This is a genomic window from Paenibacillus sp. JT31N11 (assembly GCF_056269285.1).
Genome location: NZ_JBWDNQ010000002.1, coordinates 826,431 through 842,848 on the forward strand (window position 1 = coordinate 826,431; position 16,418 = coordinate 842,848).

Consider the following 16,418-nt stretch of genomic DNA (forward strand, 5'->3'; position numbering starts at 1 on the left):
CTCCTTGGCATATCTTAGCGAGCTTTTATTCATCCTCTTTAAACAGCGGCCTCAGCCTGAGTTCGAACTGGAATTCCTTTTCGTTCAGACGGTAGGGCTCAGCCAGCTCCGGTCCGCAGGAATTGGAGCCTACGCCGCTCATCCGGTAATCCAGATGGACGATCGTTTCCTTTCTCTTCGCCAGCTCCCAGCTGTGTGCGGCATTCGTCAGGTCCTCCGGCGTAAAATGCGATGCGTGGAAGGAGAATCCCTCCGATGCGGAGAATTGAAGGCCCATGCCCTGCTCATTGGATAGGATTGCCCAATCCGTACCATATCTCGCACCATTTTCCTGAGGCATGATGTAGTTTTCGAACATTTCGTCAACGCTTGTCAGGAACCGGCCTCTTCTGACGCTTTGGCGCTTGTCGATGTAGCTCTCATGCGGCCCGAAGCCGGAATACTCGACTTCCTCCATCCCTTGCGGCATGGACAGCCTTAGTCCGAAGCGGGGCAGATAAGGAAACTCGCGCTCCTCCCCCATCTTCACCTTTACCAGCAGATCGACCGCTCCACTCGGGCTCACCCTCCAGCATGCTTCACCTCGCAGGATCGTAAAGCGGGAAACAGCGCCTATTGAGAACCGGGTTCTGACTTCGATTGCCCCTTCGCCGGTTTGTTCCCAATCGCATTGATACACCTTTGTGATTGCCCGGTCATAGCCTTCATCACGCCATTTTTCCTTCACATGCATATCATTGTCTGTCGGCGCCCGCCAGATCGAGAACCGGGCGGGGGCATCCAGCATCTCCACTCCGTTCCTCGACAACCGCTGCAAATTACCTTCAATCAAGTCAAACTCATGCTGGAAATCAAATCCTTCGACCATCAGCCGATGGCCCTTCTGCTCCACTTGAATTGGCGGCTGCCACGCATGCACCGCTTCAGGCTTCGGATCGCTCTGTACACCGCTCATCCATTCCAGCTGCTGGAACGTGATTTCATGACCGGCTTCCGCCCAGGCTGTTTCTTCCTTCAGCCAGCAGGATAAGGTGAGGACATACTGTCCATTAACCGCCTCCGGCAGTTCGTATGGAAGGCTCACAATCCGTGAGCTGTGAGGCTCGATCCCGCCAAGCTCCAGCTGTCCCTGGTGAATCATCTGTCCATCGTGTTCCAGCTTCCAGAAGACGCCCGCATGGGAAAGATCAATAAAGTCATACAGGTTCGTGACCTTAATCTCTCCGGTTGGCAGGTTTTGTTCCTCGATCCGGATGGGAGCAATAACCTTCTTGAGCTCCAGCAGTCCCGTGTGAGGCTTGCGGTCAGGTGTGACAAGTCCGTCGATACAGAAGTTGCCGTCATTGGGTGTATCTCCAAAATCGCCGCCATAACCATAAAAAGGCGTTCCGTCCTTGGTCTCTGTCTTGATCCCGTGATCAGTCCACTCCCACACGCAGCCGCCCATCAGCTTCGGATGGCGATAGATCGCTTCCCAATAATCGTTCAAATCGCCGGGACCGTTACCCATAGCATGACTGTATTCACACAGGAACAACGGCTTTTTGTTATTCTCATCGCGGGCATACGCTTCTATCTCTTGCACAGAGGTATACATCCGGCTTTCCAGATCCAGGCATTCGACATGAGGACTGCCTTCGTAATGGGGAGCTGCCCCCTCGTAATGAATGGGAAGGGAAGCATCACGCAATTTCGTCCATTCGGCCATCGCGATATGATTGGCCCCGTACCCCGACTCATTTCCCAATGACCACATTACGACGCATGGGTGATTCTTGTCCCGTTCAACCATTCGGACAGCCCGTTCCACAAACGCTTCCTCCCATGACGGATCACGGGACAGCTTATGGAAAACCCCATTTTGAAAATCGCCGGCGCTTCCGATTCCGTGACATTCCAGATCGGCTTCATCTACAACATAAAATCCGTATTCATCGCACAGCTCCATAAAGCGGGAATCATTGGGATAATGGGAAGTTCTGATCGTATTGATATTATGTTTTTTCATTAGAATAAGGTCCTTGATCATATGCTGGACCGGAATCGTCTGCCCGAGCTCCGGATGGGAGTCATGCCGGTTGACGCCTTTAAGCTTGACAGCCTGTCCATTGATCAGAAATACGCCATCCACAATCGCAACTTGCTTGAAGCCCACCGGGAACTGGAGCGTTTCTCCGCCGCCATAAACATAGAGGCGGTATAGATAAGGCTTCTCGGCATTCCATAGGACGGGATCTATCAGCTCGAACCGGAGCGCGCCTTTGCCATCCACATGCTCTTGTGCCGAAGCGACGACGCGCCCCTTGGCATCCTTCAATTCAGCACGAACCTCCAGAGGTCCTGTCGTATCAATCTCCGATACCAGTGCAGCCTTGCTGAACCCGTCCTCGAAAGTTTGTTTATTAAATACATCCCGGATATGGACAGCGTCACGCGCAAGCAAATATACATCCCGGAATATACCCGTATACCGCCAAAGATCCTGATCTTCCAGGTAGGAGCCGTCGCACCATTTCAGCACCATGACAGCGATACGATTCTTCCCCTCCCGAAGGAACGGGGATATATTGAATTCCGCCGGCATGCGGCTGCCTTGACTGTAACCGGCAAACTGCCCGTTAACCCATAAGTAAAAACAGGCGTTAACCCCTTCAAAGACAATAAATCGTTCTTTATTTAATCCAACTGGCGCCGCATTGAACTCCCTCACATAAAGTCCGGCCGGATTATTTTCCGGAACATAGGGGGGATCGCATGGAAAGGGATAATTGAAATTAGTATATTGAGGCTGATCATAGCCCTTTACCTGCCAGCAGGACGGAACCGTTAAATCGTCCCACCCGCAAACATCGGCAGTCTCCTCATAAAAAGCTTCTTTCACATCATGAACCGTTCCGTGATATTGGAATTTCCAGTTTCCGTTTAAGGTTTGATAATAGGGGGACTGTCCCCGTTTGCCTGATTTCGCCGCCCGTTCATCCGCATAGGGAATATAATAGGCCCTGGGAGGCTGTCTGTTCACCTGAAGAACATTCAGATCTTCCCAATATCTCTTGATTTGAATCATGTATCCCATTCCTTTCTGTTAAAGGAAAAACATCAATCGAAGTATCCGTCTCTCATCAGGCCGTGGATCATTTCACTGAACAGACTGTTAGCCCAGGCAAACCAGGGGCGCGTGTAATTCTCGGGACAATCCTTGTCAAAGCCTTCGTGCATGTATCCCGTATTCCCATCCGTCTGAATCAGCGTCGTCAAGATTTCTCTTATTTCGCGCTCATCCTTCGATGTCAGGGCCTGCATAGCCAGGCTGATTGGCCAAATATAACCTTCCGGCGTATGCGGACTTCCGATTCCTTTTGCAAATTCACCTTCATAGTAATAAGGATTATCGGCGCTTAACACAAAACGGCGCGTATTCTGATAGATCTGATCCTCGCAGGTCGTGTAGCCCAAATAAGGAATGGACAGCAAGCTGGGAACATTGGCATCATCCATCAGGTTATGGTTTCCAAAACCATCTGTTTCGTATGCGTAGATCTTTCCGTATTTCGGATGTACAAAGATGCCGTAGGTCCGGATGCCAAAATCGATCTCTTCACGCAATTCCGCCGCCAGCTTCGCACCATTTGCATCCTTCCATATTTCACTGGCAATCTCCTCGATGTAACGAAGCACGACGACAGCGAACATATTAGAGGGAATTAAATAACCGAAGGTGCAGGCATCGTCGCTTGGCCGGAAACCTGACCAGGTCATTCCCGTATAATTGACCGGCATCCCCATTCTGTTATTGCGCAGCGTATCGCTTGGCGGACAATCGATGCGTGCGAACCGGTAAGGAGATTGCTCCGCATGTCTTTGCTCTGTTCGCCACAGGTCAATAATCTTGTACACTGTCGCTTGAAAAGCATCATCGAACAGATCCGTTCTTCCCGTCTCCCTCCAGAACAAGTAGGCTAACTGAATCGGATAACAAAGGGAGTCGATCTCATATTTCCGTTCCCAGACCCACGGGTTAAGCTCGGTCAAATCTTCATCATACCGGTTGTCATTTGCTTCTTCGTTGAACGCATTGGCATAGGGATCGATATGAATATAATTGATTTGCCTGCGGATTAATCCTATAAACAATTCCTGCAGCTTGTGATCCCCGGCAGCGAGCGGCAGGTAATGCCTGATCTGCGCGCTTGAATCACGGAGCCACATGGCAGGAATGTCCCCCGTAATGACATAGACGGATTGGTCACTCAGAAATTTTGTCGTCGTTTCAAGCGTATTCGGATAACAATTCTTGAACATTTGCAGCAGCTTGGGATGGGCAGCAAGCTTCGTTTCCGCTTCTTCAAGCAAGGCTGTAACTGACGCTGGCAATGTCATTGTCGGTATGGTCTCCCTCTTCATCTTGTTGAGTCAGATACACTCAAACCCTCTTCGCGCTGATTGATAAATACGTTCAACTCTTCAAGATCAGGTGCGCTTGTACTTCCGCCGTAAGCGCCAACTGAGAGTGCGCCGCACGCATTTCCGTAACGAAGGCTGGTAGCGACATCCTTGCCCGATAAAAAACCGTATAGATAGCCCGCGTTAAAGGAATCCCCTGCGCCGGTTGTATCTACCGCTTTAACCTTATAAGCCGTGCTGCGGGTCAGCAGCCCGTCTTTCATGGCAATGGCGCCGCTCGCTCCAAGCTTCACCACCACATGATTGCAATATTTGCTCATATAACGAAGGCTCTCTTCCTTGTTCTCAAGTCCTGTATAATGAAGAGCTTCCGTTTCATTCATGAGGAAAACATCAAAATACCGCATAAAGTCAAATATGCTTTTGTCCCATTCTCCGGAATCATCCCAGCCTACGTCGCAGGACAGAGTAATTCCCTTTTCCTTGAGCGACCGGGCTAATTTCACATACTGCTCATGATTCCGTCTTCCTTTATATCCGGTGATATGAACATGCTTGCCTTGGGAAATTTGGTCCAGATCCAGTTTGTCTACCTGCAGCTCCATATTCGATCCCGCATATGTAATGAAGGATCGATCCGTTTCCGGATTGAATGCAATGGAGATGCCGGTACTGTGGATTTGACTCGTTTGAATCATTCTGGTATCGATACCATATTCGGCAAAACGATTCCGAATAAAATGTCCGTTGGCATCATCCCCCAAAACACCGTTAAAGGCTACCTGAAGGCCTAGCTTTGCGAGAGAAACCGAGAATAAAGCGGCTCCCCCGCCCAAGTGGATCATCATATTGTCCACAAAAACTTCCTGACCAGACTCGGGAACCTGGCCGGACCCTACTACCACAAGATCGATATTAGCATCGCCGATTACAACAGCATCAAATGTTTCCAACTCTTTCTCCCTCTTCCAATCGCTTATGATTTGGTTTCTTTATCTTTATCTTTATTCAAACATGCTCCTGATAAGCCTTGCAGCTGTCACGCACCACTAATTTATGCTTCAGAATAACGTCATTCACTGGTGAGCCTTCGTTACCTGAAATCATATCAAGCAGCTTCTCAATCGTCACTTTGCCCATCTCCAGGATAGGCTGCTCCATAGACGACAACTGCGGACGCACCTGCTCCGTCAGCTGGCTTCCGTCAAAGCCAATTACGGATAGATCCTCCGGAACCTTCAGCCCGTGGTCATGGATGCAGTTCATGGCGCCGACAGCCATATCGTCACTGACAGCAAAAACGGCCGTCGGACGCGTATCACAATTCAGAAATTCTTTCATTAAATTATAACCGCTTTGGGTTTTGTAATCACCGAAACGGATATAGTCGATAGCGACCGGGATACCGCTCTCGGCCAGCGCGTCGGTGTAACCGATGTAACGGTTTTGTCCTGAGGTGACGTCACTCATATCTCCGCCAAGAAATCCGATTCGCTTGTGTCCAAGTCCGATCAAATATCGCGTTGCATCATAGGATGCCGCGTAATCGTCTATAATGACGGAAACAAACGGCTGATTCGCCGGCTTCACACTGGAGAACAAGAGCGGAATGTCAAGGCTCATGATAAGCTCCCGAATTTCATCGCTTAATTTCTCATGCATGATAATAATGCCATCGACGCGCATCTGCTTGAATACCTGCAAATATTTCAGTTCTTTATCGTTATCCTCAATAATATTGCACAGCATAAGATTGTAATCATTGAGGCTTGCGGTTTTCTCAATCGTGCTCAGGATTGTGGAGTAGAAGCTCGATGTAATATCGGGAACGATTACGCCAATAAGGTTCGTTTTTTTCAGTACAAGGCTTCTGGCGATATGACTGGGTGTATAGCCAAGCTCGGCAATCGCCCGCTGTACCCTTTCCTTCAGATCGTCTTTGACATACCGTTCGCCATTCAATACCCTCGAAACTGTCGTTACAGAGACGCCCGCTTGCCTAGCGACGTCTTTAATCTTCGGCGCCATTATTGTCACCCTGCCTTCTGAATAACTGAACCTTACTCGATATCTGCGCTTTTAGCTTTTAACCGCTCCTTCCATGATCCCGGCAATGAACTGCCGGCTAACCAGCAGGAAGAAGATGATCAATGGAACGGTCGCCATAAGCGTTCCTGTCATAACCATGGAGTAATCTGCCGTATGAGCCGACTTTAACTGCTGCAGCGCCAGCATCAACGTGAATTTGGACGTGTCCGTCAGGACAATCAGCGGCCATAAGTAATCTTCCCAAACTCCCATGAAGGTCGTGATGGCCAGAAACGCAAGGGCAGGCCTCAGGATGGGAAGCGCAACACGCCAATAAAGCCCGAATTTGCTGGAGCCATCGATACGCGCAGCCTCAAGCAAATCATCGTGAATGGCCAGCGCATACTGCCTGATCCAGAAAATCCCTAACGCGCTTGCTATACTCGGAACAATGAGCGCCTTGTAGCTCCCCAGCCACCCCAACTCCTTGATAATAATGAATTGTGGCACAAGCAGCATTTGTGCGGGAATCATCATCGTCAGGATCATTAAATAGAACAGCGCCTTGGAGCCCGGAAACTTGAATTTGGCGAAAGTAAATCCGGTCAATGAATTGAAAAACAGCTGCAGTGTAGTGCTGATCACAGCAATAAACACCGTGTTCAGGAAAGCCCGTGTAAAATTGATATTGTCCATGACATGGTTAAAGTTCATCACAAAATAACCGCCGAAAGTCAGCTTCGGAGGAAACGCAAAAATCGCGCTTGTTTCATTCGTTGACATGACTACAAGCCAATAAAATGGAAATATAGAAAATATAACACCGATTAACAAAAAAGTATGCACGAATATTTTTTTTGAAATCATCTTATTATGCTCCTTTTAGTATTAATCGTCTGATTTATTAAAGATTTTCCAGTTCAATAACGATATGATACCAATAATGAAGAACAGCACCCATGATACAGCTGCGCCATATCCATAATTCTGATAGGTGAAGCCTTCCCGGTACATATAAAGCACGATAGTATCAGAGCCCGGGTAAGGAGCTTGATTCCCTGCCAGCACCTGAGGCTCCGTGAAAATCTGAAAGCCGCCGATGGTAGACATCATAACGGAGAACAGGATAATCGGTCTAAGCATTGGAATCGTAATCTTGGTAAAAATCTGGAATCCGCTGGCACCGTCAAGATTTGCCGCTTCATACAAGTCCTTGGGAATCCTCTGCAAGCCGGATAAAAAAATGATGGCATTGTAGCCCATATATCTCCAGCCAATCATTGCGGCAATGACGGTCCTGACACCGGCGCTGCTATTGAACCAGGCAATTTTATCAATCCCAAGCTTTTCAAAGAAAAAGTTGATCAGCCCGTACTCATTGCCAAACATAGACTGAAATATTATGACAACGGCAACCATAGCCGTTATATTCGGCAGAAAATAGGCGATTCTAAAAAATCCCTTGAAATTCACGATCGACAGATTAATCACAAACGCTACGATCAAAGCGATGACTAGCATAGGTCCATTAGATAATAACCAGAGCGCGACGTTGTTGATTAATGCCTGCCAGAAAGTGGGATCGTGAAACATGTAAACAAAGTTGTCGAAGCCTACAGGCGTCATTTCCCCGATTCCATCCCATTTGTGAACAGAAAGATAAATGGAGAAGAAAATGGGGAACACGGAAAAAACTAAGAACAAGATATAGAAAGGAGAAATAAACAGATAAAACATCCTGCTTTTATAAATCTCTTTTAAAAGGCCTCCCATATTACTCCTCCACGAATGCGGGCGAGGCAGGCTTCAAATCCCGCCCGCCTCAACCCTTATTTGATTCCCTATTTCAAGGTGGCTAACGCTTAGTGCGACAGCTGGCGTTTAATTTGATCCTGCGCGTCTGTCCATGCCTTCTCGGGATCCTGTTTCTTCGTATCTACATAACCGAGATCCTGAACCAATAAATTAAGGACCATATCGTCTCTTGGATCCGTATGCGCGACTTTAACATCCTTCGCCGCATCGGCAAATATGGGGCTCAGATCCTGATTTCCGAAAAATTCATTCTTATTCTCCATTTCCGGATTCGAGTAGACAGCAGGTGTAGAAGGATAATTACCGAATTCCTTATATCCCTTAACAAGATTGTCAGGGCTGACCAGGAATTTAATGACTTCATAGGCTTCCTTCGGATGTTTGCTCGATTTCAAGGCACCGAAGAAGGAACCTCCCTGATTGCCTACGCCAACCGGCGGATAAGCAATACTCCATTTCCCCTTCGTGTCGGGTGCCGCACCAACCAAGTCTCCCACTGCCCATGAAGCCCCGCTAAACGAAGAAATTTTACTGTTATTCATCGCGGCATTCTTCTCGGAATCGCTGGAGTAAGGGAATGTCAAACCTGCTTTATAGGCTTGTACCGAATCATCCCAGACGCTTTTGATGTGATCCTGATCGCCAATGTAATTGCCGCCTTCATCGAAGAAGCCTTTACTGTTCTGACCCAGAAGACTTCTGAATATATCTACGAGCGTTCCGGTTTGCGTACCTGTTTTATCCTTAACCTTCTGGAGAAGATTCATGTAATCATCCCAGGTTTTCACTTGACTCTTGATGTCTTCCGGCGTACTTGGCACTCCCGCCTTCGCGAACAAGTCGCTGCGGTAATAAAGGACAACCGGTGCGACGTCAATCGGCAGCCCGATCAGATACTGATCATCGCTGGTTGCTGCCATTTTCCATTTCCAGTCCAGATATTGGGATTGAATATCGCGTGCTCCCTGATCATACAGATTGACGTATTTGTCTTTATACTCCAGCATGGATGAAACCCAGCTGTCCATTGCGACAATATCCGGTCCGCTTCCGCCGCCGGCTATAGTGGTTTTTAATTTGGTCAAATAGTCAGGTCCGGACGGAAGCTTCTCCGCCTTTATATCGATATTAGGAAAGTTTTTCTTGGCAGCCTCTATTGTTGAATCGGATATCGCGCCGTTCCAATACCAGAGATCCAATGTAATTTTTCCGTTTGCAGCGCTTTCACTTCCAGCATTATTGTTACCCGTATTGGTATTCGTATTATTTTGACCGCATGCGGTCACGACAAGAACAAAGCACATTGCTAACAGAACGCCGAACAAGGCTTTAGATTTCATTTGTTGTGTTCCTCCGATTTGATAAATTCAGAAATGTAAGGTATCCGAAAATCAGTTATTGCTGCTTTTTCATGCTGTTTACGTAAGTATTCCCATGCTTGACACGAAAAATTCGATTCATCAAGCCTGTTAAACCACCGCCTTTTCAGTCCTGCTTTGAATAAAAAATTCTATGGTATCGATACCAGATTTGAATCTGGTATCGATACCATAAATACTCCTCCTTAAGCCCCCGAAATGTTTGAGAACGATCTGGTATCGATACCAGATGCGGCTTGTGTACAAGTATAATATCTTAAATGATGTTTGACAATAGCAATTATGTATTTTATGAAAATGCTCTTGCAGGTAATATTTCACTATGAAATAATTATAGGCTGTTCTTCTGAGATGTAAGTTCCACGTCTAGATTGCTTACCCTGCATGCCCGCCTGACGCGTTCCCTCCGCTCCGGCAGCGGAGGGAAGCAGTCCGGAAATCGAAACAGCGGCCGATCAAACGATCCCTTTTTTAGTGTGTATGGCTATTAAGTGTCATTTCATTTGCTGCTTGCTGCGCCAGCGGCAGGATCCCCGTTATCGAAATAAGACGTATCCATAATCCGGGCATAAATATATGGATTTAAATTATGGCTTTGCACATGAATTTTAATTTTTTCCAGACCCTCTACATTGAATATAAGCTGCTTCACATCATCTTCCGGGCTGACAGCATGAGTTTCCAGGACAGTCGAGGTTGTCGATCCTGCATCATCCCCCACGTTATAAAGCGAATATTCCACATCATATTCTCCGGGGCTAATGACAGCGGCATCCAGGACGAGACGCTTGTATTTACGGTCAATCGTAAAAATAACATCCCCGTACTGGTCAATCTTCAAAACCTGCTGGAACTGTTTATCTTTCACCTTTGTTTCTTTGGGGTCTTTGGTCAAAATGGCGTAGATGTTGTCGATCTCCATCGGTGCGGCAAAAATCGGCGTCTTTTCTCCGAGTTTTCCTCCGATATAAATTTTTTGATCGGCAGCGTCATAGTCGATCGGGACTTTCAGCGCTTCAGACAAAGCGCGGACAGGCAAGTAGGTGCTTCCATTATAACTGATTGCCGCCAGCGATTTGCCGGATGGATCTTTGGGCTGCCATAGTTCACCCTTCAGCACAAACGACACGCTCCGGTTAAGAAAAGCATTGATCGGCTCCAGCTTGACCGCTGCATATGCGGATCCCAACGAGCTCGCGATAATGGCAGCTGCGAACAAAACACCAATTTTAAACGTTCTCTTTTTCGTAAAATTCAGCTTCAATGAAATTCATCCTTCCATAATGGTTTGGACAACTGCTGTATCGGTGGCGCAATCAATCTCCAGCTTCTATGGCTATCTGAATAAAAAATCCCCCCTTTAGATATATCCTAAAGAAGGGAGCGCTTCAAAAGCGTTTCACATTTATCAGCCGTTTAAAAAACGGTCGATTTCATCCAGCATGCCCGGTGAGATTCTTTTGGATCGGATGATCTCGGTTGTATGCTTCGGCAGCGGATGCGCGGCGGCGGCATGGCACAGACCGCTTAGCTCGCGGCAGCGGTCGAGATATTCCTGTTTACCCGATTTCCGGTAACGATCTTCGTTCAACGAAAGCGCGGCGGTCCGCTGCTCTGACGATTCGGGATCCAGCTTCCATATGGCGAATCGAATGGCAGCCTTTTCCTGCTGGCCGGGAAAGTGCTCCAGCATCCGCTGCAGCTCATCCGCTTGTTCGGCGGGCGTGATCTGACTTAAATCTGCCTTCAACCGGATGAGAAGCAGATTGAGCCTGAATTGCATATCTCTCCTTTTCAGCCGATTTGCCAGCCCCAGCCCTTCCTCTGCCGTCTCCACAGCGCTGTCGAATTGCTGCCGTCTCTGCTTCAGCAAGCTCATGGAATAAAGCGCTTCGGAAGCAAAGTAAGGGGTGCTCAGCTGTTTGAACAGCCGAACCGAGCGGCCAAGCATAAGATCAGCCTCCTCCAGCCGCTGCCGCGCCAGAAGGCTCAACCCTTCAAAGCCAAGCATGATGCCTGCAATTCGCAAGTCCTTGACCCATACGGCTTCTTCCAGACAAAAAGCGATGCAGGGCGCCGCTTGTTCAAGCTCGCCGTGACAAAGATAATATTTGCCCAGCATGCCGTGAGCAATGGCAAAGCCCATACGATCTCCGATCGATTTGCTGATCTCCATCTTATCGGCAATGAAGCCGAAGGCCAGATCCATTTCATCCATGTCCATATACACCATCGCCAATACGCCCATAGCTTGCTCGATCGTATACTTGTCTCCGGTCTCCGTTGCTAGCGCGATTTGTTTCTTGATCCAATGAATCGACTGATCGTACTCGCAGCGGTCATAATAGATGTGACCAATAATACCGAAGGATCGGCAATCCTCCCTGGTTTGGTTTCCGATACCGGGCAATTCCATCCTTTTCATCAGATAGTAGAGTACCTCGTCGTACTTCCCTCTATAGTAATGCAGAGTACCAAGCGTTACATAGACGGTGCTGAGTCCGGAATAGTCGTCCAGCAGCTCAAAGCAGCGCAGCGCCCGTTTCAAATGAAAGCTTGCTTCCTCATATTTTCCCTGCATTCGCAGACAGTTACCCAGCGCAACGTCGCAGAGGGATCGTTCCTGAATCGTTGCGGAGCCTCCCGAACGTTCAAACCATTGTTTATAAATCCTCTCCGATTCTTTCCAGTTTCCTGTGATGATCAAGGCCTCGCCAAGCTTCATCAGAATGGGCAAAATCTGCCCGAAAGGCAGCAGAATGCACAGCTTCTGATAATAGTTGATCCGCGTTTCATTGGCGTAAATCTTCTCCGCCGCCAATGCGGCCATTTCATAATAGACAATAGCCTCCCTGTTCATGCCCGCAAGCTCAAAGTGCAAGGCGATTTCCGCGGCAGCGGTTTCAGTCTGTCCATGATGAAAAACGTTCAGGCTGCGTGCAATCTGCCGGTGGCATTGGCGGCGCCTGCTCTCGCTTTTCAGCTTGTACGCGGATTCCCTGATCATATCATGTGCAAAATCGTACTTCCCGTCCCCCGTTTCCTGCAGAACCTTAACCAGCACGAGCTGCTCTATCCGTTCCAGAACAGCTTCCTCTTCCATATCCGTCAGGATCGTCATAAACGCTGCCGATGCAGGCCTGCCGATTGCGGCCATGGCCGATACAAGCTGGCGATCAATGGGCGAGAGCCTGCTTAAGCGGTTCTCGATGACGGTGATTACCATTGGCGAAAGACGAAATTCGTTCTTGTCGCTGCCTGTTTGCCACTCCCTCATCGTTTCTACTATAAATAATGGATTGCCGCCCGTCTCTGCATATAAACCGGATGAATGGCGGTCGGCGAGGACATCGCCGACCGTCGCTGTCATCAGCCGTTTCGTATCTGTTTCGCTGAAGGGAGCAAGCTCGATTTCCGTCAGCTTCCGTTCGGTCCGCAGGCTGGACAACAAATGTGTGACAGCCCCGTTTGCGTCCTCGTCTGTCCGCATTGTCGCGACCATGAGCAGTTTGGTCCTGGAATCGCCGCGCAGAAGAAAGGAAATAAGCTGGAGCGTTTCCGTGTCGCTCCATTGGATATCGTCCAGGATGAGCAGCAGCGGCTGCTCGGCAAGCAGCATCCGTTCGATCGCCTCATACCATTTGTTCAGCTGCCAATTTTCCTGAACGGGATTTGGCGCCGCCAGGTCCGGGTATTCCTCAAGAAGCTCCGGCAGCAAACGGGCTAATTCGGAAAGCCAGACCGGATTCAGCTGCGGCAGGGGAAGACTTCTCAGCCAGCTTGTCACCGGCGTATAGGACATGGACCTTACCGATAGATAGCAGCCGGCAAAAACCGTTTGAATTCCCCGCCCTTTCACCCATGCCATAAATTCACGGGACAATCTGGTTTTGCCGATTCCCGCCTCTCCCTTCAATACAATCAGAGAGGACTGGCCTGCCGCGGCTTGCTTCCAAACGCTCAGCATGCTTTCCCATTCTGCGGTTCTGCCGATGAACGGGGTTTCGCTGTGCACGGCAGCCGCATGTCCGCATCTGTTCTGCACAAGTCTTTCAAATAGCTGCAGGGTCGCCTCCGCAGGACCGATTCCGAATTCGGCCTCCAGAACACCCTGCAGCTGCTGATAGGTTTGCGCGACGCCGGCCATATCGTTCTTCAAGGCGTACAGCCTCATCAGCGTGCGGTAAGTTTCCTCTCTTAATCTATTTTGGATCAGCAGCTTATTGGCAAAAAATAAGGCTGACGAATATTCCCTTTGCGTTTCCAATATGACGATCAGTTTCTCAAGAACATCAGCATACAGCTGCGCCAGCAATTCCCGCTTCGCATTGAGCCAATCCTCGTAATATCCGGGCAGCAGCTCCCCCCGGTACAGCTCTTCCGCTTCTTGCAGCGTATGCAGGCTTTGGCCCTTCGCCGCCTGTTCAAATTCGTACACATCCGAATAACAGGGCAATTCATTATTCCATTGCAAATATGCGGGGGTAATCTTCAGATAGGGGTCCATTTGCGGAAAGCTTTCACGAAGATCGTGGATGACCTTGCGTAAATTGGAAAGGGCCTGTTTCTCGGTGGAATCCGGCCAAAAATCAAAAGCAATTTGCCTCCTGCTCTGCGGCATGTCAAATGAGAGGATTAAATACGCCAGCAGCAGCCTGGCTTTCCCGCCGGGAAGCGGCGTAATCACCTCGTCATCGAGCGCGATTTGCAAACTGCCTAATAACTTAAATCGGCAACCGGCCAAAAATGATGCCCCCCATCAAATCCGATCGAATATCGACTTGCTTTATTTAAACATTACCGCACACAGCCTTCCTGTCAATAGTCAAAAATATTAATATATTGCGAATGACAAGCCCCTATTCATTCCTGGCTGATCCATCGACGATTTGCCGACTATCGGCATTTGATTATCCCTAAATATAGACCAGCTCTCGCCCGGCATCCGGGACAGGTATACAGGCGAGTCTCGCATAACTGGCAACTCTATATGGAAAGTCAATCGTCCTCCAAAAGTAATAAAGCCAGCCATTCTCATTAAGAATGGGCTGGCTTTATTCATTTCCTGTTTACTATCTACGTACGGGGGGATTGTTTTTTGACACCGCCGGACGTATTATTTTCGAACCTTTTGCGGTCAGTCCGTTCAATCTGGACAATCCTTCCGTCATGCACCGTTATTTGAACAGAGCCATATTCCAATCCGTTGACCTGCTCCTCGACCTGTCTGATCCAGACTTCGTCCAATTCCAGTCCTTTCGCCACTTTTCGATCCTCTCCTGTTCGTTTATGGAATTCTTTCCTCTTCTACACGAATTGCATATCAGGCGGGCTCGATACGAGTGATTCCCAATTATATTCGTTCCATTATGACTTTGCAGCCGTCGTTTCACGCAGCGTCTTTAGACTGCCGGGAACGCCCCGCGTAATCTCGTCAATTTCCGCAAGCTCTTCGGAAGTCAGCTTCTCCGCCGCTTTAGCAACGGAATCCGTTATATTCTGCGGGCTTGAAGCACCAAGAATAGCGGACGTTACATGCGGCTGGCTGATGACCCAGGTCAGCGCCAGCTGCGCCAGCGTCCATCCTTTCCTTGCTGCGATCGGCTTTAGCCCCTCTACGATCTGGAAGTTGCGTTCGTTTTCCAGCAGCGACTTGATCCGCGCTTCTCCCGCAGCACCGCGGGAGCCGGCCGGCGGCGCCTGATCGAACTGGTATTTGCCTGTGAGCACACCGCGGCCGAGCGGGCTGTATGCGATGATCGCCAAGCCTTCGGACGCTGCAAACGGAAGCAGCTCCTGCTCGATCCCCCGGGCTATGAGGCTGTATTCGGGCTGGTTGCTCTCGTAACGGTGCAGACCCAGCTGAGCCGATATGCCGTGAGCCTTGGCAAGCTGCCATGCGGCGTAGTTGGAAGCCCCGATATAGCGGACTTTGCCCTGGCGGACAAGATCGTCAAGCGCGCGCAGCGATTCCTCGAGCGGCGTCTCTTTATCGAAACGGTGAACCTGATAGAGATCGATATAATCGGTTTTAAGGCGGCGCAGGCTGTTCTCTACGGCGCGAATAATGTGGTAGCGGCTCTGGCCCTGGTCGTTCGGCTCGCTGCCGACGCGTCCATGCACCTTGGTCGCCAGAATAATCCGATGCCTGCGGGCACCCAGCAGATGGCCAAGTATCGCTTCCGATTGGCCGCTCTCCTGCGGGTTGCCAAGGTCGGTTCCTTTGCCATATACGTCAGCCGTATCGATAAAATTAATTCCGGCATCGAGCGCCGAATCAAGCACCTCCGCCGATTTCGACTCATCGATCCAGCGGCCGAACGCCATTGTTCCCAGCGCCACCTCGGATACTTTCAGACCTGTCCTGCCGAATTTCTTCAATGAGATGCTCACTTAAATGCACGCTCCTTCTATTTGGGAATTGGTAAAAATGAATAAATGCGTCTGCAGTCACCCCCTGTTATGGATAGCAAAATGACCGGAGAGGCGCAGCTTCTTACGTCTCTCCGGTCGACCGGTCGATTATTTACTAGTAATCCAATGAATAAACTATGATTTAGAATATAGCATCGTCCGTAATCTGTGTCAAGATGTGGAAAACGATTTTGCACATGAAGGATACAGTCAGTCATTGACGCCTTTTCCGATTGGTGATAACATTTAACTTATTATTCCACTAGGATTACAAGTATATAGTTGACCAGACCGCTGGAGACACAAGGATTAAATTGTGTTCTCCTTTTTTTTGCGGTTGTCTGGCATAACGATGAGCGTAAGCGCGCCTTCATGGTC

At 49.0% G+C, this 16,418-nt stretch carries 11 protein-coding genes; all 11 read right to left on the reverse strand.

Annotated elements, in window-relative coordinates:
- Positions 1-25: 25 nt before the first annotated feature.
- Positions 26-3,067, reverse strand: a complete 3,042-nt coding sequence (locus AC0YNV_RS11835; protein ID WP_475768269.1) for a glycoside hydrolase family 2 TIM barrel-domain containing protein — start codon at positions 3,065-3,067, stop codon at positions 26-28.
- Positions 3,068-3,099: 32 nt separating this feature from the next.
- Complete coding sequence (locus AC0YNV_RS11840; RefSeq protein WP_475768270.1) at positions 3,100-4,380, reverse strand: glycoside hydrolase family 125 protein; 1,281 nt, start codon at positions 4,378-4,380, stop codon at positions 3,100-3,102.
- Positions 4,381-4,400: 20 nt separating this feature from the next.
- On the reverse strand, positions 4,401-5,357 hold the full coding sequence (locus AC0YNV_RS11845; protein WP_210037805.1) for a carbohydrate kinase family protein: 957 nt from the start codon (positions 5,355-5,357) through the stop codon (positions 4,401-4,403).
- A gap of 55 nt (positions 5,358-5,412) precedes the next feature.
- Positions 5,413-6,432, reverse strand: a complete 1,020-nt coding sequence (locus AC0YNV_RS11850) for a LacI family DNA-binding transcriptional regulator (protein WP_475768271.1) — start codon at positions 6,430-6,432, stop codon at positions 5,413-5,415.
- Between the two features lie 51 nt (positions 6,433-6,483).
- Positions 6,484-7,299, reverse strand: a complete 816-nt coding sequence (locus AC0YNV_RS11855; RefSeq protein ID WP_210037807.1) for a carbohydrate ABC transporter permease — start codon at positions 7,297-7,299, stop codon at positions 6,484-6,486.
- A 21-nt stretch (positions 7,300-7,320) separates the two neighbouring features.
- On the reverse strand, positions 7,321-8,205 hold the full coding sequence (locus AC0YNV_RS11860; RefSeq protein WP_475768272.1) for a carbohydrate ABC transporter permease: 885 nt from the start codon (positions 8,203-8,205) through the stop codon (positions 7,321-7,323).
- Positions 8,206-8,294: 89 nt separating this feature from the next.
- Positions 8,295-9,587 carry an ABC transporter substrate-binding protein gene (locus AC0YNV_RS11865; RefSeq protein WP_475768273.1) on the reverse strand — a complete coding sequence of 431 codons (1,293 nt, stop codon included), beginning with the start codon at positions 9,585-9,587 and terminating at the stop codon, positions 8,295-8,297.
- Between the two features lie 538 nt (positions 9,588-10,125).
- Positions 10,126-10,890: a hypothetical protein gene (locus AC0YNV_RS11870; protein WP_475768274.1), complete on the reverse strand. Its 765-nt coding sequence runs from the start codon at positions 10,888-10,890 to the stop codon at positions 10,126-10,128.
- Between the two features lie 144 nt (positions 10,891-11,034).
- Positions 11,035-14,370 carry an AAA family ATPase gene (locus AC0YNV_RS11875; RefSeq protein ID WP_475768275.1) on the reverse strand — a complete coding sequence of 1,112 codons (3,336 nt, stop codon included), beginning with the start codon at positions 14,368-14,370 and terminating at the stop codon, positions 11,035-11,037.
- A 332-nt stretch (positions 14,371-14,702) separates the two neighbouring features.
- Positions 14,703-14,891, reverse strand: a complete 189-nt coding sequence (locus tag AC0YNV_RS11880; RefSeq protein WP_210037812.1) for a YezD family protein — start codon at positions 14,889-14,891, stop codon at positions 14,703-14,705.
- Positions 14,892-14,993: 102 nt separating this feature from the next.
- Positions 14,994-16,013, reverse strand: a complete 1,020-nt coding sequence (locus tag AC0YNV_RS11885; protein WP_475768423.1) for an aldo/keto reductase — start codon at positions 16,011-16,013, stop codon at positions 14,994-14,996.
- Positions 16,014-16,418 lie beyond the last annotated feature (405 nt).

Coding starts and splice junctions, on each gene's coding strand:
- AC0YNV_RS11835 (WP_475768269.1), bottom strand. CDS start 3,067: ATGATTCAAATCAAGAGATATTGGGAAGATCTGAATGTTCTTCAGGTG.
- AC0YNV_RS11840 (WP_475768270.1), bottom strand. CDS start 4,380: ATGACATTGCCAGCGTCAGTTACAGCCTTGCTTGAAGAAGCGGAAACG.
- AC0YNV_RS11850 (WP_475768271.1), bottom strand. CDS start 6,432: ATGGCGCCGAAGATTAAAGACGTCGCTAGGCAAGCGGGCGTCTCTGTA.
- AC0YNV_RS11855 (WP_210037807.1), bottom strand. CDS start 7,299: ATGATTTCAAAAAAAATATTCGTGCATACTTTTTTGTTAATCGGTGTT.
- AC0YNV_RS11860 (WP_475768272.1), bottom strand. CDS start 8,205: ATGGGAGGCCTTTTAAAAGAGATTTATAAAAGCAGGATGTTTTATCTG.
- AC0YNV_RS11865 (WP_475768273.1), bottom strand. CDS start 9,587: ATGAAATCTAAAGCCTTGTTCGGCGTTCTGTTAGCAATGTGCTTTGTT.